Origin of the sequence: Litchfieldella qijiaojingensis (assembly GCF_014651875.1) — a bacterium.
GTDB classification, from domain to species: domain Bacteria; phylum Pseudomonadota; class Gammaproteobacteria; order Pseudomonadales; family Halomonadaceae; genus Litchfieldella; species Litchfieldella qijiaojingensis.
This window is the reverse complement of the sequence record NZ_BMXS01000041.1, coordinates 1-19,921: the sequence shown is the minus strand read 5'-3', so window position 1 is coordinate 19,921 and position 19,921 is coordinate 1. Positions and strand designations below refer to the sequence as shown.

Annotated in this window: 18 protein-coding genes and 1 pseudogene; 5 read left to right on the top strand and 14 right to left on the bottom strand. The window is 57.1% G+C overall.

What is annotated here, in order from left to right:
- Positions 1–290: 290 nt before the first annotated feature.
- The 11 genes from IE093_RS21635 to IE093_RS21585 all read right to left on the bottom strand — a co-directional run bounded on the left by IE093_RS21635 (position 291) and on the right by IE093_RS21585 (position 10,425).
- Positions 291–1,046 (bottom strand): SDR family NAD(P)-dependent oxidoreductase, encoded by a 756-nt coding sequence (locus IE093_RS21635; protein ID WP_189472920.1) that lies wholly within the window; start codon positions 1,044–1,046, stop codon positions 291–293.
- Between the two features lie 32 nt (positions 1,047–1,078).
- On the bottom strand, positions 1,079–1,837 hold the full coding sequence (locus tag IE093_RS21630; RefSeq protein WP_189472918.1) for an SDR family NAD(P)-dependent oxidoreductase: 759 nt from the start codon (positions 1,835–1,837) through the stop codon (positions 1,079–1,081).
- A gap of 64 nt (positions 1,838–1,901) precedes the next feature.
- Positions 1,902–2,531 carry a short chain dehydrogenase gene (locus tag IE093_RS21625; RefSeq protein WP_229803875.1) on the bottom strand — a complete coding sequence of 210 codons (630 nt, stop codon included), beginning with the start codon at positions 2,529–2,531 and terminating at the stop codon, positions 1,902–1,904.
- Positions 2,528–3,241, bottom strand: coding sequence for a GntR family transcriptional regulator (locus tag IE093_RS21620; protein ID WP_189472916.1), 714 nt, complete (start codon positions 3,239–3,241; stop codon positions 2,528–2,530). Before IE093_RS21620 ends, IE093_RS21625 begins: the two co-directional genes overlap by 4 nt.
- A 67-nt stretch (positions 3,242–3,308) precedes the next feature.
- Complete coding sequence (locus tag IE093_RS21615) at positions 3,309–4,328, bottom strand: proline racemase family protein (protein WP_189472914.1); 1,020 nt, start codon at positions 4,326–4,328, stop codon at positions 3,309–3,311.
- Positions 4,329–4,360: 32 nt separating this feature from the next.
- A complete protein-coding gene (locus tag IE093_RS21610) occupies positions 4,361–5,842 on the bottom strand; it encodes an aldehyde dehydrogenase family protein (protein WP_189472912.1) in 1,482 nt (493 codons plus the stop codon).
- Between the two features lie 23 nt (positions 5,843–5,865).
- Complete coding sequence (locus tag IE093_RS21605; RefSeq protein WP_229803877.1) at positions 5,866–7,107, bottom strand: NAD(P)/FAD-dependent oxidoreductase; 1,242 nt, start codon at positions 7,105–7,107, stop codon at positions 5,866–5,868.
- A 217-nt stretch (positions 7,108–7,324) separates the two neighbouring features.
- The gene (gene dapA, locus IE093_RS21600) at positions 7,325–8,197 is read right to left on the bottom strand and encodes a 4-hydroxy-tetrahydrodipicolinate synthase (protein ID WP_189472909.1); all 873 of its coding nucleotides are present in this window, start codon (positions 8,195–8,197) and stop codon (positions 7,325–7,327) included.
- 41 nt (positions 8,198–8,238) lie between these two features.
- Positions 8,239–8,907 carry an amino acid ABC transporter permease gene (locus IE093_RS21595; RefSeq protein ID WP_229803872.1) on the bottom strand — a complete coding sequence of 223 codons (669 nt, stop codon included), beginning with the start codon at positions 8,905–8,907 and terminating at the stop codon, positions 8,239–8,241.
- Positions 8,908–8,917: 10 nt separating this feature from the next.
- Positions 8,918–9,589, bottom strand: coding sequence for an amino acid ABC transporter permease (locus IE093_RS21590; protein WP_189472907.1), 672 nt, complete (start codon positions 9,587–9,589; stop codon positions 8,918–8,920).
- An 11-nt stretch (positions 9,590–9,600) separates the two neighbouring features.
- The gene (locus IE093_RS21585) at positions 9,601–10,425 is read right to left on the bottom strand and encodes an amino acid ABC transporter ATP-binding protein (RefSeq protein ID WP_189472904.1); all 825 of its coding nucleotides are present in this window, start codon (positions 10,423–10,425) and stop codon (positions 9,601–9,603) included.
- Between the two features lie 653 nt (positions 10,426–11,078).
- Between IE093_RS21585 and IE093_RS21580 the strand changes: the two genes are divergently transcribed.
- Both IE093_RS21580 and IE093_RS21575 read left to right on the top strand, forming a co-directional pair.
- On the top strand, positions 11,079–11,900 hold the full coding sequence (locus tag IE093_RS21580) for a substrate-binding periplasmic protein (protein WP_189472901.1): 822 nt from the start codon (positions 11,079–11,081) through the stop codon (positions 11,898–11,900).
- Positions 11,901–11,974: 74 nt separating this feature from the next.
- Positions 11,975–13,024, top strand: coding sequence for a proline racemase family protein (locus IE093_RS21575; protein ID WP_189472899.1), 1,050 nt, complete (start codon positions 11,975–11,977; stop codon positions 13,022–13,024).
- 34 nt (positions 13,025–13,058) lie between these two features.
- Here the strand turns inward: IE093_RS21575 and IE093_RS22570 are convergent.
- Positions 13,059–13,171: pseudogene (locus IE093_RS22570) on the bottom strand (LysR family transcriptional regulator); the annotation flags it as partial.
- A 248-nt stretch (positions 13,172–13,419) separates the two neighbouring features.
- Between IE093_RS22570 and nhaC the strand changes: the two are divergent.
- Positions 13,420–14,946 carry a Na+/H+ antiporter NhaC gene (gene nhaC, locus IE093_RS21570; RefSeq protein ID WP_189472897.1) on the top strand — a complete coding sequence of 509 codons (1,527 nt, stop codon included), beginning with the start codon at positions 13,420–13,422 and terminating at the stop codon, positions 14,944–14,946.
- A gap of 63 nt (positions 14,947–15,009) precedes the next feature.
- Here the strand turns inward: nhaC and IE093_RS21565 are convergent, their stop codons facing one another.
- Both IE093_RS21565 and IE093_RS21560 read right to left on the bottom strand, forming a co-directional pair.
- Positions 15,010–16,035, bottom strand: coding sequence for an Ldh family oxidoreductase (locus tag IE093_RS21565; RefSeq protein WP_189472895.1), 1,026 nt, complete (start codon positions 16,033–16,035; stop codon positions 15,010–15,012).
- Between the two features lie 10 nt (positions 16,036–16,045).
- Entirely contained in the window at positions 16,046–16,966 is a 921-nt protein-coding gene (locus tag IE093_RS21560) for a LysR family transcriptional regulator (RefSeq protein ID WP_189472893.1), read from the bottom strand.
- Positions 16,967–17,140: 174 nt separating this feature from the next.
- On the opposite strand from IE093_RS21560, the gene aptA reads away from it, so the two are divergent.
- Entirely contained in the window at positions 17,141–18,484 is a 1,344-nt protein-coding gene (gene aptA / locus IE093_RS21555; RefSeq protein ID WP_189472891.1) for an omega-aminotransferase AptA, read from the top strand.
- 185 nt (positions 18,485–18,669) lie between these two features.
- Positions 18,670–19,921: CoA-acylating methylmalonate-semialdehyde dehydrogenase (locus IE093_RS21550; RefSeq protein ID WP_189472888.1), on the top strand; the 1,252-nt coding region annotated here is incomplete at its 3' end.

Genomic DNA, 19,921 nt, shown 5'->3' with positions numbered 1-19,921 from the left:
TTGTCGGCGATCGGCAGCATGTCCTCGAGACGCAGGCGGGTGGCAAACAGCGACTGATGCGCGTCACGCAGCACTACATCGGTGATGCCCAATGGGCGTTTGGTCTCACTCATGACCTTATCCTTATTGACTCAGAAGGGAAACGGGAACGCGGTCAGGCGGGGGTATCTATGTGGCATCAGTGATAACAGAAAGAACGTAACCGACTCACCCAAACAGCACTACGAGCAAGCAGATAATGCCAGCATGAAACACCATGCAAAAAGAACGTGACAGCAAGAAATTAGGTACTACGAGACAGCTTGTGCACCTGTAATCTCGACAGTAGACCCGCATAGAAAAGGCGCCTCATCAGAGCTAAGGAAAGCAACAAGCGCTGCAACCTCTTCAGGTTTGCCAATTCTTCCAAAGGGGACGAGCCTGTCGAGATCCTCCACCGTCTTGCCGGCCTTCTCAAGTCCCGACGCGAGCATGGGAGTATGGATCTCACCCGGGCAAACGGCATTGACCCTTATCTTTTGTGAAGCATGATCACGCGCGAGGCTTTTCGAGAAGGCCACCACCGCGGCCTTGGTTACGTTGTACGCGACATGTCCCGGCGCCGGATAGAGCCCCCACTGTGAGGCGGTGTTGACGATTGCCCCGCCCCCCGCGCCCTGCATATGGGGAATCGCCGCACGGCAAAGATAGAACATCGAGTGGATGTTCACGGCGAAGCTGTCGTACCAATCGGCCGTGGAAACCTCCGTGATGTCTCCCCTACGATTGATACCGGCATTATTCACCAGCACGTCCAGTCGACCAAAGCGCTCCATGACGTTATCGATCAGCCGGTTGCAGGCAGCCTCATCGGCGATATCGGCGGCCATCACCACGGCACGACCACCGCACGCTTCAATATCACCCTTGACGGTCATGGCAGATGCTTCGTTCTGATCCACCACCACGATAGCGGCGCCCTCCTCGGCCAAACGGTGACAGATGGCACTTCCAATGCCGCCACCACCACCGGTAACGACCGCAACCTTATCTTGAAAACGTGTCATGAACTGATTCCTTGCCGACTGACCTGAGGTGGTTAACGAATATAGCTGCCACCATTGATGTCAAGGGTGGCGCCATTGATCGAGCGTTGGGATGGCTGGAGGCAAAATGCGACCAGCTCCGCGACTTCCTTGGGAGTTGCGATGTCCCCGATGGGGATATCCGCGACGGCAGACTGGATACCATGTTTGGCGATAAACTCCTCAGCCATCTCCGTTCTGACCCATCCCGGTGCGATACAGGCGGCCACGATCCCTCTATTGCCGAAGGAGCGGGCGATGGATTTCGTCATGTTGATCAGCGCCGCCTTGGTGACCCCATAAGGCAGCGCTTCGGCGCTGTAGCCACGCTGAGCGGCGCGACTGGCCATGCTGATGATCTTGCCGCCCCCGTGTCGAGAGAAGTGATCGATGGCGAGTCGGCTCAGGTCAGCGGCCGCCTGTACGTTGATTTGGAACTCGCGGCTCCAGGCGGCGTGCCACTCGTCCCAATCCGACTCGATGGATATCTCCGTGCGAATGCCTGCGTTATGCACGACGGCATCCATCTTGGAGACCTGCTGCAAACAGCTCTCCCACAAGGCCCTGGGGCCCTGTTTGGAAAAGAGATCCGCCTGAACCAGCGCCCCCCGACCTCCGATGCGTTCGAGCAGGTTTTCGGCGGCTCGCCGATTGGAGCCGTAATGGATCAGGGGAAAGCCGCCTTGGCTGGCGACTTCTTCCACGATGGCGCTGCCGATACCGCCCGAAGCCCCGGTGACGAGGACATTCATTCCATCGAGATAGGAACCCATAGGATCTCCACATCTAGAAAATGTCATACGCGGAAAAGACGCGGAATCTTCGACTTCTCCGGCTTCACCAGACTTTCAGGACTTGTCCAGTGACCAGAGACTCGACGCTACGACTGTAGGCAAGGGCGACATCTTCAGCGACGACCGGCTTGAAGCCGCGGAAGAAAGGACCGTACTTACCCAGTGATTCTTTCAATACACTCGGGCTGACGATATTGATGCGAATGCCTCTGGGCATCTCCATGGCAGCAGCCTTGACGAAGGCCTCAAGGGCACCATTGATCATGCTGGGCGAAACGCTTCCCGGGACCGGATGCTCGTTCAAGATCCCGCTCGTCAGGGTGATGGATCCGCCATCGACAAGATAATCCCGGGCATATTGCGCCACGTTGACCTGGCCCATTAACTTGTCCTTGATACCCAGCAAGTGCTGGGACTCTTCCAGAGGTGCCGCCTGGAGCTCTTCGAATGGCGCAAAGGTCGCCTTACCGAGTGTCGTGATCACGGCATCCAGTGGTCCCAGCTGCTCAAACACCTGCTTGATCGACGCCGGGTCGGTGATATCCACGTTGACATCTCCACTCTTCGTTCCCGCAGTGATGACATCATGTCGTTCAGACAAATTGTCCTTGACCGCAGACCCGATGGTTCCACTGGCACCGATGATGAGGATTTTCAACCGTTTGGAATTCATAGTGCCAACTCCTCTTTTCCATCAATCCAACTTAGGTTAAAGTCTTTCACTTGGCTCTTGTTCAAATAATCGATGAAGCGCTTGCGGAAGAGTTCGGTATGTTCATGTGCCGCCTCTTCAGCTTTTTCCATATCTCCCTCGGCAATAGCCGTTATGATGTCTTCATGATCATTGCCGATAGTGCTGGACAGGTCGCTGATAATGAAATTTAACTGCAAGTGAATCAGACGCTGCCCTTCATCGAGAAGATTCTCATAATATTGAGTCAGATAAGGGTTCCCACCAGCCCGGGAGACACGCAGGTGAAACTCCTTGTTTTTCTCCGACATCATGCCGAAATCGGAAGCATTGACTGCATCCATGTATTCTTGATTCTTTTGGCAGATCTCTTCGAGATCGGCGTCACTCCTGAGACCTGCGGCAAGGCGCGTGACAGCGCGTTGAATGAGGTCCAGTGCATCCAGATAGCGAGGCAAGCCTTCAAAGTCAATCGGCTTTACAATGACACTTCTGTTGCTGAGAACTGTCACCAGCCCTTCACTATGCAAGCGCGCCAATGCATCACGAACGGGTGACCTGGACAAGTTAAAGCTGTCAGCCAATGACACTTCATCAAGCGGACTGCCCGGCTTGAGTTCAAGCGTCAGGATCCTGCGCCGCAGCGTTTCATAAATGTATCGCCCGCCGTGTCGCTTTACTGTGCCAGCCATAACATTCACCTCTGAAAAATGAATCAATCACAATACTAGCAGCTCCTGACGTCACGTTGTGAGGGGCTCAACCTCGTCCCCATGTGTCTGACAGCGTGAAGCCGTCGGCCAGAGGGTCGTCAGGGTCAACCCCCAACTGGTGAAAGCCATAGATCCAGGCACGTCCAGTCACGCTGGGTAATACCGCTTGCCTGCCTTCTATATCACCTATATCCCGGACTTCAACCTGGAACTCCCCCCCGATAATGGAGCGAGAAATCAAACGGTCCCCCTTGGCGACAAGCCCTCTGGCAAGCAACGTGGCCAAATTGGCCGAGCTCCCTGTCCCACATGGAGACCGATCGACCCTACCGGGAGGAAGAGTGGTACATGTCTGATATAGCTTATCCGCCAACCGGTTGCGGAACATCACATAGGCCACACCACGGATCGAGTCAAAGACCGGATGCTGAACTTCAATTTCCCGGTTCACGACCTTCTTGATCGCCGCCCCCAATTCAGCCAGCTTATGTGCATTTTCAGGAGTAATTTCTACTCCGACCTGTTCCGCATCAACAAGTGCATAAAAGACACCGCCATAGGCGATATCCAGATTGACGGAGCCGACTCCTGGCACCTCGACAACTCGATCGAGAGAATCGACAAACGCCGGCACCATATCCAACTTGACACTCGTGCAACGCCCTTCAGAACAATGGGCCTGCGCTGAGATGAGCCCTGCCGGGGTGTCGATGGTCACCGTGGTTATCGGCTCTTCCATCCTCACCATCCCCAGTTCCAGTAAAGCTGTCACCACACAGATGCAGTTGCTGCCTGACATGGGATGGGCTTTATCGGACTGCAATATGATCAATCCTGAATCAGCGTCCGGCGTGGTAGCCGGAAGCAACAGGTTGACCGACATTTGTAAACAGCCGCGAGGTTCCAGTGTGACAAAGCGTCGAAGGGAGTCATCAACTTCGTTGATATAATTCATCTTGTCGAGCATCGTCGAGCCAGGAAGGTCCAAAACGCCACCTGTAATGACCTTTCCGACCTCACCCTCACAGTGCACATCAACCAACTGTAGTGTTTTGCGCCAATGCATGATATTTCTCCCAGCTCAACGATGCTTGTGATTTATTTGATGAACCAGCCCCAAGGCTTGTCAGTCACATAGCTGGTGATCTGCTTCGTTTCGAGGTAGTTTTCGTATCCCCACTCCCCCAACTCACGACCGATACCACTCTTCTTGTAGCCACCCCAAGGGGCTTCGACAAAGGTCGGCTGCGAGCAGTTGATCCAGATGATGCCGGCCTTCAGGTTGCGGGCAACACGTTCACAACGCTCCAGGTCCTTGGACATCACCGCGCCGGCGAGCCCGTATTCCGAATCGTTCGCTACGCTGACGGCTTCCTCTTCCGTGCTGAAGCTGCGGATAGCCACGACGGGACCAAAGACTTCCTCTTTCCAGAGATCGTTATCCACGGGCACATCAACGAAGATAGCGGGATCGAGGTAATATCCCCTATCAAGACCTTCAGGTCGGGTGCCGCCGTACAAGAGAGTAGCCCCCGCCTTCTTTCCGTCTTCGATCGCTTGGGTCACTTTTTCATACTGCGCCGCATTGACCAAAGGCCCAAGCAGGACGCCATCTTCCATGCCGTTGCCGATCTTGAGCTTACGTGTCTCTTCAACCAGCCGCTCCAACAGTCTCGGGTACAGATTTTCTTGCACCAGGACTCTTGATGTGGCGGAACAGACCTCCCCCTTGTTCCAGAAGATCCCGAACATCAGCCATTCGACGGCAGCTTCCAGGTCGCAGTCATCGAAAATGATAAGCGGGGACTTGCCTCCAAGCTCGAGGCTGATGTTCTTGATGTCCTGGGCAGCGCACTTCATGAGCCGACTCCCGGTCGGTACGCTGCCGGTGAAGGCAATCTTGTCAACCAGCGGATGCTCGGACAAGGGCGCGCCCGCCTCTGGACCCATCCCGGTCACGATATTGACCACACCGGCCGGGAGACCAGCTTCCTGGCAAATGTCCGCCAGTTCGAGTGCCGTCAGCGATGTGACTTCGGACGGTTTCAGCACAATGGTGCAGCCGGCGGCAATGGCTGGCGCCACCTTCCAGGAGGCCATCAGCATAGGGAAGTTCCAGGGAGTGATAGCGGCCACTACACCAACCGGCTCCTTGATGGCCTTGGAGACGAAGCCATCCATGGAAAGTTCGATGGTTCTTTCCGGCTGTTCATCACTGCGCTCGGCCAGGTTGGCATAAAAATCAAAGCAACCGGCTGTATCCTCGATGTCCCACACAGCTTCCGGCAATGGTTTACCATTGTCCCGGACTTCCAGCATGGCCAGGTCGTTCACGCGTGCACGAATCCCTTCGGCGATACGACGAAGGTAGCCGGCCCGCTCCTTGCCGCTCATTCTGGGCCAGGGACCGTGATCGAAGGCTTCTCGAGCCGCCTTGACGGCGGCGTCGACATCCTCCGCAGTGGCTGCGCCAACTTCGGCAATCACTGTCTCGTCACTCGGATCGATGGCGGGGAATGTCTGACCCTTGACAGGCTGGGTCCATTGACCATTGATATAAAGGTTGTTGTAGGATTTCATTCGTCCACTCCTTCTATTTGAACTTAAAATCTTGATGCCCGGAATGGGGTGATATCCTCGGCACTTTTCCGCCCCTGCACCAGGTCTGCAATCAGGCGTCCCGTGGTAGCCCCAAGGGTAAGCCCCAGTTGGCCATGACCGAATGTCATGGCGACATTGTTGAGCTTTGGTGACTTATCAATGACAGGCTTGGTGTCTGGTAAAAATGGTCGAAAACCGACGCCAAACTCGACATCGGAAGTGTCGAGAGACGGAATGATGCGCTTCGCCTTTTCCAGGATGATCTTGGCGCGATCATAATTAGGCGAGGCATTGTCTCCGGCAAACTCTATGGTGCCGCCTATCTGCAAGCCCCTTGTCATGGGGATGAAGCCAAACCCACCATCGGCGTAAACTGTGGAATGTTTTAGATCGACACCACCATTACGCACCACGACCTGATAGCCACCGATACCCATCAGGGGCACCTTGACCCCCAAGGCCCCGAAGAACCTCTTGCTTCCATTACCAGCAGCGACGACCAGCTGCTCGACCGGAATCGATCGCCCACTGCCCAATGTGATGCCCGTCGCCATCCCTTGCCCCGTCTGAATATCCTGGACGGTATCCTTTATTCTCACCCCACCCTGGCTGATGAAGCTCTTCGTCAATTCCGCAATGAAGCCTTCCGTATCCCGCACGGTTCTCCAGTCAGAAAGCAGAAGGCCATGGGAAAACTTGCCCGCCAAGGCAGGCTCGAGATCGCTGATCTCTGTGGATCCAAGTAACTCCACCTTGAACCCGAGCTCTTGACGAAGCGCAATATAGGCCTGCTCATCCTCCAGGCCGGAGCGTGTATCAAACACTTCCAATGTCGGTTGACTGCCGATCAGGTCCTTATCATCACACTTGTCAATTAGTGGTTGATAATCGTCGTAGACTTTGCTCGTCAGTGATGAAAGTTCTTCCGCAATCATTTCGATTCTGGAGCGCCGTGCATTGGCCATGAATCGGAACATCCATGGCAAGAGCTTAGGCACTGCAGTCGGTCTTAATGCCAGAGGACCTTTCTGATCCAGCATCCAACCCGGTACCTTCTTCAGGATACCCGGCTTGGATAGCGGAATGATTTCACTGACGGCCATCTGACCACAGCTCCACTTGGCAGTACTATCGCCAGGCTCCGCGGGGTCTACCAAGGTAACGTGCATTCCCTCTCGCTGGAGATAGAGTGCACAGCACACACCAACAATGCCACCACCAATCACCACAGTGGACGGAGCCATGCTCATCAGAAGATCTCTCGAGTCGGGGCAGGAGTGATCGAGCTGTTCGGCCACTCCTGCCGAGTCTATACATTAAGGAGACGCTGATTTATGTCGCGAGCGACGAGAGGCTGGCCGCCGCCGGCGCGCAGCAACCGGAGTTGACTGATGGCTCAATGAGGATTGTGAGCACCGCCGGCGGCCAGGATATCGAGCGCAGCAATAAATCAGTGTTTACTTAAACGAGTTCATAGGCCTTCCTGAACTCCGCCTTCTCTTCCTCACTGAGCGGCTGCAGCGGCATCCTAGCGTTGCCCACCGGGAATCCACTCAGCTCACAGCCATACTTGATCTTCTGGATGAACTTGCTCGTCTCCAGGCTGTTCATGACCGGGAAGATCTTCTCGGAAATGCTTTTTGCACTGTTGATGTCACCCGCCATGAAGTCATTGTAGAACTTGATGATATTCTCCGGCATGATGTTGGCCGGCGCGCTGATCCAGCTGGAAGCACCCCAGAGGAAGAAATCCAGCGCGATGTCATCGGAGCCACAGCACAGATCAATCTTGCCCTTGTATTTCGTGCCGATATCAATGGCACGCATCAACTCACCGCTGCTTTCCTTTATGGCAATGACACGCGGATCGTCTTGAAGACCATCCATCACGCTATAGCCCAGCTCGATGGCGACACGCATGGGGTAGTTATAAAGTACGACCTCGACATCCGGAACGGCCTCGAGGATGGCGCGATAGTGTCCCAGCAATTCCTCGTCCGACGGTACGGAATAGAAGGGAGGGGCGATCAGTACCGCGTCATACCCGGCATCACGGTTCTGCTTGACCTGCTCGATGACCTCTCGGGTCGAAGGTGCGTTGGCACCGGCAATCAGCAGGCCACGGTCACCCACCACCTCTTTGACGGTTTTCAGGACTTCACGACGCTCCTCGTTGGTCAGAGCGTAAGACTCACCGGTTGAGCCCAGCGGAGCAAAACCACTGACACCCAGATTCAGTTGGTGCTCCACCAAGTCGGCCAGGACCTGATGGTTGACCTTGTCATTGTTGTCGAAAGGAGTGACAAGCGCGGGAATAATTCCTTCAAGTTTCATTACAACCTCCGGTTCTTCAATGTACTTTTATTACACAGGGTTTATGCAAAGCGGATCAGAAACCGCTTCTCGATCAGATCAACCAAGCGAGTCGCCGGGAAAGCAACGACGAAATAAATAACCGCTGCTGCCGTCAGAAACTCAACAGGACGACCAGTGCTGGATGAAATGTTAGAGCTAACGAACATCAAATCTGCGATGCCTACGGAAGAAATCAGGGCACTCTCCTTGAAGAGTGAAACGACATTTGACATCAGTGGTGGTATTGATCGCAACAGCGCTTGCGGGAAGATGACATTTATTGCCTTCACCCTAAAATTCAAGCCAAGAGCCACACAGGCATCGTGCTGCTCACCTGATATCGACTTGAGTGATCCACGAAATGTCTCGCTGGTGATCGCTGCCATGAATAGAACCATGGAGAGCATTACGGACACATAAGGTGGAATATCCTGCCCGAGTATCAGCGGCAGGCAGAAGAAGATCCAAAACAACTGAATCAACATCGGTGTGCCGCGGAAAAACTCAACATACAACCGTGCTGGCCACTTGATGAAGCGACTGGGAGCCACCCGCATGAGGCTAATGACAAACCCCAGCAAAGTTCCAACGATAGCAGCACCTATCGTAAAAAGTAGTGTGATGCCAAGGCCATTCAGGAGTACATCCCAATAGCTGAAAACGCGCAGGAATTCAAAACTCATGTTCATGACGATCTCCTCAACGTTCTACTGACGCGTCCTGTCGACGCTCCAGGAACGTAACAACCTGAGAAATGGGCAAAGACATCAGGAAATAGATCACAGCCACCGCCGTGAAAACTTCTAGGGGGCGATACGTATCGGTCGCCAGCATCTTCCCTGCGTACATCAAGTCGGCTACCGCCACGATGGCAACGAGTGCGCTTTGCTGCAGAATGGTGATGCCATTCGTCATGAGCACAGGAATCGCATTCCTCAGGGCTTGTGGAAAGATCACATGAACCGTTTTGTTCCATGGCCCCAGCCCCAAGGCCACACATGCATCGTGATGCTCCTTGGGTACGGCTTGGATGCCGGCACGATACGCCTCTGCATTGAAAGCAATCAGGTTGAGGCCTAACGCCAAAATGCCCATCGTAATCGGGTCGAAGAACACATTGAAGAGTATCGGTACACAGTAGAAGAACCAGACCACCTGTATCAGCACGGGAGTGCATCGAAAAAACTCGATGAACAGCTTCGCTGGTAAACGCAGGAACCATAAAGATGCCATCGCCATCAGGCAAACGACGAACCCGAACGTCAGGCCTAGTACATTGGCGCCCAGAGCCAACAGCAGCGTAGTTTGAAGCCCCTCAAAAAGTGGCCCGAAGTTACCAAGCAGCACACTGAAGTCAAATGTATAATTCATCGCGATTTACCTCACTTAAGATGCAGAACTTTGTTGAGGAAATCCTTCGTGCGCTCCTCCTTTGGCTCATTGAACATGATCTCGGGGTCGCACTTTTCTACTACCTTTCCACCGGCGATGAATACGGACTCAGTGGCAATCTTCTTGGCGAAGTACATATCGTGCGTGACGATCATCATGGCCATTTTTTGTTTTGCCAGATCCAACATGACTTTTTCGATCTCGGCGACCATCTCCGGGTCCAGCGCAGATGTCACCTCATCGAACAGCATCAGCTTTGGCTCAAGCATAAGCGCACGTGCAATGGCGACACGCTGCTTTTGCCCACCGGAAAGCTTGCCAGGATAACTGTTTAACTTGTCCTCCATGCCAAGCCGGCCAAGGTACTCTCGGGCACGATCCTCTGCTTCCGACCGGCCCATCCCGTGGACTTTCACGGGGGACAAGGTCATGTTGCCCAACACTGACAGATGGGGAAAGAGAGTGTAGTGCTGAAAAACCATGCCGACCTTGCTACGGGTGGCCAGATCGGTTTGCGTTCTACCCTTGCTGTCGACGCTGACATAAGGCTTGGAATCAAAATGAATCTCACCCTTATCAATGGGTTCCAATCCCATCAGCACCCTGAGCAGAGTACTTTTACCACTGCCACTCGGCCCGATGATGACCAGCCTGTCATCTTCCCGCATTTGCAGGTCCATCTCATCCATGACACAAGTGTCACCAAATCGCTTCGTGACACCCTTGAATTCGACCAATGGTTTAGAGCCTAGAAAACCTTGATGCTTGATGGCGTTTTCTGCTTTTTGCTCATTGATATTTTCTTCTGTATTCATTTGCTTCTCCAAAGCCGCATAGGTTGTAGGTTTATAGTGTTTGGAAAATGCAAGACCCTACTGCCTGGTACCGCTCAGGCAGAGAGGCGCGGTGCTCTGGTTGAGCGGGGATGTTCTGGAAGAACGTGCTGGAGAAAGCACGAAGTCCTCCCTTGTTTTTTGTTCATGGATGCAGGCTCGCCTCGTTGTGTGCAGATCTGCATACAAATGTAGATACTCCCTTTCCTTCTCGTCAAGGAGATCCGGAAAAAATCCTTGTCGACTTTAGGCGCACTACCAAAGTCGTATGATTTTTTATCTGTCTGAAATAAAAGGATTATTGCTGCCACAGGCACTCCGAAGGTCTCCGCCATTCCGATGGCACGCCCGTGAGATCTTCCTTAGATGCCTGATGACGAATGTATCCAACACATTGTTTTTTGGTGGCTATCAGACTGTGGAGGTTGCTGCGCAAAGGGAGGCCAGGCCTTTTCACTTAAGTCGAAGAGGTCCTTGTTGACTTGCTAAAAGTGCGATCCTACATTGTATGCAGGTCTGCATACTATGAAAGTCAGGCCGGCATGTCGCGGGGATCAGAGCAACAATATCTGTTCTACGACATGAGATGATGCTGAATCACACTTCATATCACTTAAAAAACAAGGAATTATGAAATGACCCGACTCATCAATCTCCGTTCGTTTACCACCGCTTGTTGCATAGCCACCTTAGGGCTCTCAGCCAGTTCATCTGTGTTCGCGGACACCTGGGAAAGTGTCAAGAGCTCTGGCGAGCTGAAGTGTGGCGCTGCCATTGCCAGCCCTTATGTCATGAAAAATCCCAGGACGAACGACTACAGCGGCTTTTTCGTCGAGATGTGTCGTGAGTTCGCTGACCACCTGGGGGTCGAGGCGACTTACGTCGACACCAACTGGGATAACATCGTGGCTGGCGTTCAGAGTGGTCGCTGGGATCTGGCGATGGCACTCAATGAAACGCCTGAACGCGCAAGGGCCATCGCCTTCTCCGAGCCTGTCTCCTACTACGAGGTTTCCTTCCTCTACAACAAGGACAACCCCAAGCTTCCTGATTCGGTGAGCAACCTAGAGGATATCGACAAGGCCGATATCACTATCGCCGTCATGTCAGGCACCGTGCAGGACAAGGCCGTGACCGGCAGCCTTGAGAATGCCAATATCATGCGTTTGCCCGGCCAGGATGAAACCAGGCTGGCCGTCATGTCTCGCCGAGCCGATGTCTTGGCCGATGCCAATGACACCAACCTCCTCTTCCATCATGCCAATCCTGACTGGTCGGTTGTCATGACGCCCACACCGCCTCTCGCCCCCCAAGGCGTTGCCTTCGGCATCAACCAGTCGGTTCCCGAGGCAGACATTCAGGAGCTGAATGAATTCATCATAGAGAAGAGGGAGTCGGGAGAGGTCGAGAGAATGATCAATGAAGCAGCTCAGATTGCCGTTGAACAGATGGAATGACACCTGGTTATCCATTTCCCTCTCTGCCCAGCAGCCTTGGCTGCTGGGCTTCTTCTTGTAAAGGGGACAGGAAAATGCGCTGGAAAAGAACCCTGAACGTGGTTGACTGCCATGCTGCGGGCGAAAGCGGCAAAGTCATCACCGGCGGTGTCGGGCAGGTCGCGGGCGAGACGATGTTCGACAAACGGGTGTATCTCGAAACCCACATGGATGATATTCGCAAGATGGTCCTGTTCGAGCCACGCGGTGCGGTATGGCACAACGCCAATATCGTCCTGCCCTCGAACAACCCACAGGCCGATATGGGTTATGTCATCCTCGAAACGACGGAGTATCCGGCGATGTCGGGCTCGAACACGATCTGCGTCGCCACCGTTCTGCTCGAGACCGGAATCCTGCCCATGCAGGAGCCTGTGACCGAGCTGACGCTGGAATCACCCGCCGGGCTGATCAGGGTGCGCTGCCAGTGCCGCGATGGCAAGGTGACCAGCGTGCGGCTCGTGAACCAGCCGGCTTTCTGCTATTACCTCGACACACCGATCGAGGTCGCGGGACTGGGCACCGTGCGTGTCGACATCGCCTATGGCGGCATGACCTATGCCATCGTCGAGGCGGCCGATCTGGGCTTCAGCCTGGCGCCGGACGAAGCCCATGACCTGTGCGCGATGGGTCAGCGGATCAAGGCGGCGGCGGTCGAACAACTCGCCGTCGAACACCCGGAAAACCCAGCAATCCCCGGCATCACCAACACCGAATTCACCGGTCCGCTACGGCGCGAGGGTGACAGGCTTGTCGCACGCAATACCGTCGTGGTTTCGCCTGGGCGCTGCGACCGCTCGCCCTGCGGGACGGGCACTTCGGCGCGTCTGGCGGTGATACAGGCGAAGGGACAGATCAAGCCGGGCGAGATATTCATCCACGAGTCGATCACCGGCAGCCGCTTTACCGGCGAGATCGAAAGCATGACCCGCGTCGGCCCCTACGACGCCGTGGTCCCGGCGATCGCCGGGCAGGCCTGGATCACCGGCCTCTATCAGATGGGGATGGACCCGACCGACCCCTACCAGTCCGGCTTTACCCTTTCGGACACCTGGATGGACAGCGCCTCGGGCATCGCGATTTAGTGGTCTACCAACCGCGGGTCAGGTAGCTCCTCGTGGCTACCCGACTGATATTCAGCTCCACCTCGGCGGCCGAGAAGCCACCGCGTTCCACCACCTTGCGATAGATCCTCAGCAGCCTAGGTCGGCATCGCTCGGCTGGCCCGTCAAAACCTCCTTGCGGGTAACACCGGTATTTCCCTCCCCCTCGCCGAAGTTCCTCTTCGAGGATGACCCCGCAGAGGGGATAAGTTAAGCATTGACTTTCATGAGATTAAATAAGCCTAGATTTAACTTACCAGTAGCCAGCGATAGCCTGCTGCCATGACTTATCGTGAGTCTTCTTTAGAAATCGGGAGATCGCCCGCGAGGCGAAGACGGAGACAATACAGCCCGCACATCAACCCAAGGTAATTGACATGACAAGTCCAAAACCGAAAGAGTATAAACAGCCGAGCCTGATGGTGGCGATCACCCCCGTCGTCTTGACGTTGCTGGTACTGGGCGTACAGCTGTTCTATTTCGGCGATTTCACTCCTCATATCCCCCTGGCCATCGGCCTGGCAATCACGGGGCTGGTCGGCATCAGTCTCGGTTTCAGTTGGAAACAGCTCGAAAAGGGCATCTTCCACGTCATCCATGTCTCCCTCCCTTCTGTCTCCGTGCTGCTATGTGTCGGCATGATCATCGGGGTATGGATCGCCAGCGGCACCGTGCCGACCCTGATCTACTACGGCCTGACACTCCTCTCGCCGAACTTCTTCCTGGCGGCAGCCTTGCTGCTCTGCTCGGTCGTCTCGCTATCGCTGGGCACCTCCTGGGGTACGATCGGCACGGTGGGGCTGGCCCTGATGGGAATAGGCGCGGGCTTTGACATCCCGATGTACTGGACCGCCGGCGCGGTGGTATCGGGCGCCTATTTCGGTGACAAGGTCTCGCCGCTGTCGGATACGACTAACCTCGCCCCGGCAGTCACCGGCACGGACGTCTTCTCCCATATCAAGAACATGATGCCGACGACGATTCCGGCGATGGTGATCGCCTTCATCGTCTACCTGATGGCCGGCTTCACCCTGGTCGACGACGATGGCGCCTCTTTCGACAGGATCAATGCCATCACCGCCGCGCTGCAGGCGAACTTCACCATCTCGGCCTGGCTGCTGCTGCCGGCAGCTCTTGTAATCGTGCTCGCGGTCAAGCGGATGCCGCCCATCCCGGCGCTGTTCGCCGGCGTCGCGGCCGGTGCGATCCCCGCCATCTTCGTGCAAGGCGTCGGCGTACATGATCTGTGGACCTATGCCAATGACGGTTATGCGATCGAGACCGGCATCGGTGCCATCGACAGCTTGCTCAACCGTGGCGGCATCCAGTCGATGATGTGGACCATTTCGCTGGTGCTCATCGCGCTGGGCTTCGGCGGTGCGTTGGAAAAGATCGGCTGCCTGGACGCGATCGTCTGCGCGATCATGTCCAAGGTGCGCAGCTTCAAGGGGTTGCAGACATCCGCAGTGTTGACCTCGGTGTCCACCAACCTGGTGGCCGGCGACCCCTACCTCTCCATGACTCTGCCCGGCCGCATGTACGCGCCCACCTACCGGGGTATGGGGTATTCGACCCTGAACCTGTCTCGCGCAATCGAGGAAGGCGGGACTCTCATCGCACCCCTAATTCCGTGGAACGCCGGGGGTGCCTTCGTGATCAGCACCCTGGCGCTCGGCGTCTCCGACGGGAATATCGAGAACCTGCTGTACATTCCTCTGGCCGTCGCCTGCTGGGTGTCTCCCGTGATCGGTCTGTTCTATGCCCAGTTCGGCCTATTCTCGCCCCGCGCCACCGAGGAGGAGCGGCAACTCTGGCAGGAGCAGGAAGAGGCCATCGCGACCGACCTGGGGGCCGCTGTCCAGACCAGCGAAGAACTTGCCATCAGTCCGAAACCGTCGAGCTGACATCCCCGCCCCGCCCGGTCTTGCCGGGCGGGGCACCTGACGGTCAGCCGACGTCATTCCTGCTTAAGCGGCTTCGAGACTGTCAAGAAAGTCCAGCACTTCTGCCCCCAGGGGGATTCCCCGTTTCATCGATTGCGCGCGATGGCGCAGTCGGCGATCACCCGGCAAGCGTTGCTGGCCCGCATCCCTCACGTAGCCGACAATATCGCTGACACGGCCAGCAAAATCCGGAAGAGCGCCGCGCCCCTTCCGCGGATCGATCAGCAGCAGGGATTGGCCGGTATTGGCGGTAACGGCACCGGGATGCCGGGAAGGGTCGACTTCGGCCGAGAAATTACCGCCGACAAGAGCCGCGCAAAGGATCTCGACCATCAGAGAAATGGCTGCCCCCTTATGAGCGCCGAAAGGGAGAAGCGCTCCGCCATCCAACACCTTTGCGGGATCTGTCGTTGGCCTGCCTTCTGCATCCACACCTATGCCAGGCTCGAGGGCTCGCCCCTCACGAGCGGCAATCTGGACGTCTCCATGCGCCATCACGGAAGTGGCCATATCGAAGACCAGTGGCGGCTCACCGGCGCGTGGCGCGGCAAATGCGAAGGGGTTGGTGCCGAATACCGCCGTATGGCCTCCATAGGGAACGACGGCGGGGGAGGAATTGATGAAGGAAAGCGCAATCATGCCCTCCTCTGCGAATGGCTCTACATCCAGCGAAAGGGCACCCAGGTGGTGGGAATTGCGGATGGCTATGACTGCAGCCCCGTTATGCCGTGCCTTTCGTATCCCAAGGTCTCGCGCACCTGCCAGCGCCGGCACTGCGAACCCATTGCGTGCATCTACACGCACGAAGCCGGGGCTGGCATCCTCTATGACGGGCGTCGCCGCCGGATCCACCCAACCATCGGCCTTGAGGTTGGAGACATAATCGCGCATCCGGAACACGCCATGGCTGTGGGCGCCATCACGTTCGGCGGCCGCACAGTTCTCTGCCAGCAGGCGCGCGACATTCGATGGACAACCATGGCGCTGGAATATTCCGCATAGACGGTCAGCGAGTTCGTCAAAGGACAGATAGGTTATATGACTTTTCATTGTACTTTTCTTACTCCTTCACCAGACGCTCGAGTTCCTCGAGATAGCTTTCCAGCACCAGGTTGGGGGGAGCTCCCTTGCGGGTTATGGCGCTGTAATGGGTGAGATAGTGCCACCTTTGGGGATTCAGGGCTCGCATTCTGCCATCGCGCACCCACCGCTCGGCGTAGTGGGTCGGCAGGTAACCGATATAGCGACCGGACAGGATCAGGAAGGCGATGCCTTCCCGATCGGTGGCTGAGGCAGCGGCCTTGAGGGGCTCGTGAAGCGCCTTGATTTCGGGGGTCTGCGCGTAAGCGGGCACCACGGCATCACAATTCGCCAGCTGTTCCTCCGTCACCCCTTCGATGTCGAACAGTGGATGGCCGGATGCGCAGTATAGCTGCGAGGTCTCCTCGTACAGCGAGAGATAATTTAGCCCAGACAAGGTCTTGAGCGCCGGAATCACGCCAGTATGCAGGCGACCATCCAGGACGGCCAGCTCGATGTCATTGGGCGGAATCATGCGGATATGGATGCGCACCTCGGGCCCGCGCTCCTTGAGCGCGCTCAGAGCATCGGTGATATGCATCTCGGGCATGGTCACCAGGTTGTCGGTGATACCGATATTGAGCTCGCCCTTGAGCCAGGCGTGCAGGCCGTTGACCCGAGTACGGAAGCCTTCCACCGCCGCCAGCAACTGCAGCACGGCCTCGTAGACCTCGGCGCCTTCGTCGGTGAGGGAAAAGCCGCTACGCCCACGCTGGCAGAGCCGCAGGCCGAGCCGTATCTCCAGGTCGTTCATCGCCATGCTGATGGCAGCACGGCTGATATTGAGCTCCACCTCGGCGGCGGAAAAGCCGCCACACTCCACCACCTTGCGGTAGATCCGCAGCAGGCGCAGATCGGCATCACTCAGTTGGCCCGTCAAGGCCTCCTTGCGGTGCGACATGGGCCCTTCCTCCCCATCGATCACAGGTCGATGGTAAGGTTAGCAAGAACGCCGCATAAAGTTAACTCGTGGCTTTTATGAAATTAAATATTTCTGGATTTAACTTATCATTATCCGGAGCTAGTCTTCCCCCATCGCTACCATCAATGGCGGTGTCAACAGAGGGGTGCTGCCATGTCAGATCAAGAATTCCCACAGACCGCTGGTCTGAGCCCAGAGCAGCTGGATGCTTACTGGATGCCCTACACCGGTAACCGCCAGTTCAAGCGCGACCCGCGGATCATCGTGGGTGCCAAGGGCAGCTACCTGACCGATGCCCAGGGCCGACAGGTCTTCGATGGCCTCTCCGGCCTCTGGACCTGTGGTGCAGGCCATTGCCGCCCGGAAATCACCGAGGCGGTTAGCCGGCAGCTCGCCGAGCTGGACTACGCACCAGCGTTCCAGTATGGCCACCCCAAGGCCTTCGAGCTGGCCCACCGGATCCGTGAGTTGACCCCCAAGGGGCTCGACTACGTGTTCTTCACCGGCTCTGGCTCCGAGAGCGCCGACACCTCGCTGAAAATCGCCCGCGCCTACTGGCGCAAGAAAGGCAAGCCGACCAAGACCAAGCTGATTGGCCGCTCCAAGGGCTATCACGGCGTCAACTTCGGCGGCTTCAGCCTGGGCGGCATCGGGGCCAACCGCACCATCTTCGGCCAGGGCGTCGATGCCGACCACCTGCCGCATACCCTGCTGAAGGAAAACGCCTTCACCAAGGGCATGCCCAAGCGTGGCGCCGAGCGGGCCGAGGAGTTGCTGGAGCTGATCGCCCTGCACGATGCCTCCAACATCGCCGCCGTGATCGTCGAGCCCCTGGCCGGGTCGGCCGGGGTGATTCCGCCACCCAAGGGCTACCTGCAGCGGCTGCGCGAGATCTGCGACCAGCATGACATCCTGCTGATCTTCGACGAGGTCATCACCGGCTTCGGCCGCATGGGTGCGATGACTGGCGCCGAGGAGTTCGGCGTGGTGCCGGACATCATCAACGTCGCCAAGCAGCTGACCAACGGTGCGGTGCCCATGGGTGCGGTGATCGTCCAAGGCGATATCTATCAGACCTTCATGGAGCAAGGTGGCGCCGACTATATGCTGGAGCTGCCCCACGGTTACACCTATTCGGGGCATCCGGTGGCCTGTGCCGCAGCGTTGGCCGCCCTGGATGTGCTCGAGAATGATCGCCTGATCGACCGCGTGCGGGAGATGAGTCCGATCTTCGAGGAATTACTGCACGGACTCAAGGGCAGCCGCTATATCAGTGACATTCGGAATTATGGGCTTGCCGGCGCCCTGCAGATCGAGAGCTACCCCGGCGAACCGGCCCGCCGCCCCTACGAGATCGCCATGAAGTGCTGGGAGAAGGGATTCTACGTTCGTTACGGTGGCGACACCATCCAGCTCGGCCTGCCCTTCATCGTCGAGCGCGACGAGATCGATCGCCTCATCAACGTCCTTGGCGACGCCATTGGCGAACTGGACTGAAGAACTCAACCCATAACGTCTAAGGAAGTGCTGAATAAATAGGCGAGCAGCTTCAAGCACAAGGCGCCCGGAGCGCAGCAACCGGAGCATATGGGGTATATGTGAGGGTTGCGAGCACCGCGTAACGCAGTGATTGGGCTGCGCAGACCTTTATTCAGTGCTTCCCTAATTTGAGAGGTATCACCATGACCATTCTTGGCCATCTGATCAACGGCGCTCGTGTCGACGACGCCGCACGCACCCAGGACATCTACAACCCCTCCACCGGCGAAGTGGGCGGCCAGGTGAGCCTGGCCAGCAAGGCCACCGTCGAGGACGCCATCGCTGCCGCCCAGGCCGCCTATCCGGCCTGGCGCAACACCCCGCCCGCCAAGCGTGCGCGCGTTATGTTCCGCTTCAAGCAGTTGCTGGAAGAGCATGCCGACGAGATCTGCCGGCTGATCGGCCAGGAGCACGGCAAGATCGTGCACGATGCCAAGGGCGAACTGCAGCGCGGCATCGAGAACGTGGAATACGCCTGCGGCGTGCCGGAGCTGCTCAAGGGCGAGCACAGCAAGAACGTCGGCCCGGGCATCGACTCCTGGAGCGAGTTCCAGCCGCTGGGCGTGGTCGCCGGCATCACCCCTTTCAACTTCCCGGCCATGGTCCCGCTGTGGATGTACCCGATGGCCATCGCCTGCGGCAACACCTTCGTGCTCAAGCCCTCCGAGCGCGACCCGACCTCGACGCTCTACATTGCCGAGCTGGCACTGGAGGCGGGCCTGCCCGCCGGCGTGCTGAACGTCGTCAACGGTGACAAGGAAGCCGTCGATACCCTGCTCGACGATTTCCGCGTGCAGGCCGTCAGCTTCGTCGGCTCCACGCCGATCGCCGAATACATCTACAGCCGCGCCAGCGCCAACGGTAAGCGCTGCCAGGCCCTGGGCGGTGCCAAGAACCATGCCATCGTGATGCCCGACGCCGACATGGACAACGTGGTCAACTCCCTGACCGGGGCCGCCTTCGGCTCGTCGGGGGAGCGCTGCATGGCGCTGTCGGTGGCGGTGGCCGTGGGCGACGAAGCCGCCGACGCCCTGATCGGCAAGATGCAGGAGCAGATGAAGACCCTCAAGGTCGGCCCCTTCTCCGACGCCGAGAACGACTTCGGCCCGGTAATCACCAAGGCCCACCAGGAGAAGGTTTGCGGCTATATCGACAGCGCCGAGCAACAGGGTGCCGAGATCGTGGTCGACGGCCGCGGGGTGCAGGTGCCGGGCCACGAGAACGGCTTCTATGTCGGTGGCACCTTGATCGACCGCGTGACTCCCGAGATGACCTGCTACCTCGAGGAGATCTTCGGTCCGGTGCTGCTGGTGGTCCGTGCCGGCTCCATGGAAGAAGCCATGCAGCTGATCGACGATCACGAGTACGGCAACGGCACCTGCATCTACACTCGCG

Excerpts from the sequence above, each read along its gene's own strand:
- IE093_RS21635 (WP_189472920.1), bottom strand. The coding sequence starts at position 1,046 with ATGACACGTTTTCAAGATAAGGTTGCGGTCGTTACCGGTGGTGGTGGC.
- IE093_RS21630 (WP_189472918.1), bottom strand. The coding sequence starts at position 1,837 with ATGGGTTCCTATCTCGATGGAATGAATGTCCTCGTCACCGGGGCTTCG.
- IE093_RS21625 (WP_229803875.1), bottom strand. The coding sequence starts at position 2,531 with ATGAATTCCAAACGGTTGAAAATCCTCATCATCGGTGCCAGTGGAACC.
- IE093_RS21620 (WP_189472916.1), bottom strand. The coding sequence starts at position 3,241 with ATGGCTGGCACAGTAAAGCGACACGGCGGGCGATACATTTATGAAACG.
- IE093_RS21615 (WP_189472914.1), bottom strand. The coding sequence starts at position 4,328 with ATGCATTGGCGCAAAACACTACAGTTGGTTGATGTGCACTGTGAGGGT.
- IE093_RS21610 (WP_189472912.1), bottom strand. The coding sequence starts at position 5,842 with ATGAAATCCTACAACAACCTTTATATCAATGGTCAATGGACCCAGCCT.
- IE093_RS21605 (WP_229803877.1), bottom strand. The coding sequence starts at position 7,107 with ATGGCTCCGTCCACTGTGGTGATTGGTGGTGGCATTGTTGGTGTGTGC.
- dapA (WP_189472909.1), bottom strand. The coding sequence starts at position 8,197 with ATGAAACTTGAAGGAATTATTCCCGCGCTTGTCACTCCTTTCGACAAC.
- IE093_RS21595 (WP_229803872.1), bottom strand. The coding sequence starts at position 8,907 with ATGAACATGAGTTTTGAATTCCTGCGCGTTTTCAGCTATTGGGATGTA.
- IE093_RS21590 (WP_189472907.1), bottom strand. The coding sequence starts at position 9,589 with ATGAATTATACATTTGACTTCAGTGTGCTGCTTGGTAACTTCGGGCCA.
- IE093_RS21585 (WP_189472904.1), bottom strand. The coding sequence starts at position 10,425 with ATGAATACAGAAGAAAATATCAATGAGCAAAAAGCAGAAAACGCCATC.
- IE093_RS21580 (WP_189472901.1), top strand. The coding sequence starts at position 11,079 with ATGACCCGACTCATCAATCTCCGTTCGTTTACCACCGCTTGTTGCATA.
- IE093_RS21575 (WP_189472899.1), top strand. The coding sequence starts at position 11,975 with ATGCGCTGGAAAAGAACCCTGAACGTGGTTGACTGCCATGCTGCGGGC.
- nhaC (WP_189472897.1), top strand. The coding sequence starts at position 13,420 with ATGACAAGTCCAAAACCGAAAGAGTATAAACAGCCGAGCCTGATGGTG.
- IE093_RS21565 (WP_189472895.1), bottom strand. The coding sequence starts at position 16,035 with ATGAAAAGTCATATAACCTATCTGTCCTTTGACGAACTCGCTGACCGT.
- IE093_RS21560 (WP_189472893.1), bottom strand. The coding sequence starts at position 16,966 with ATGTCGCACCGCAAGGAGGCCTTGACGGGCCAACTGAGTGATGCCGAT.
- aptA (WP_189472891.1), top strand. The coding sequence starts at position 17,141 with ATGTCAGATCAAGAATTCCCACAGACCGCTGGTCTGAGCCCAGAGCAG.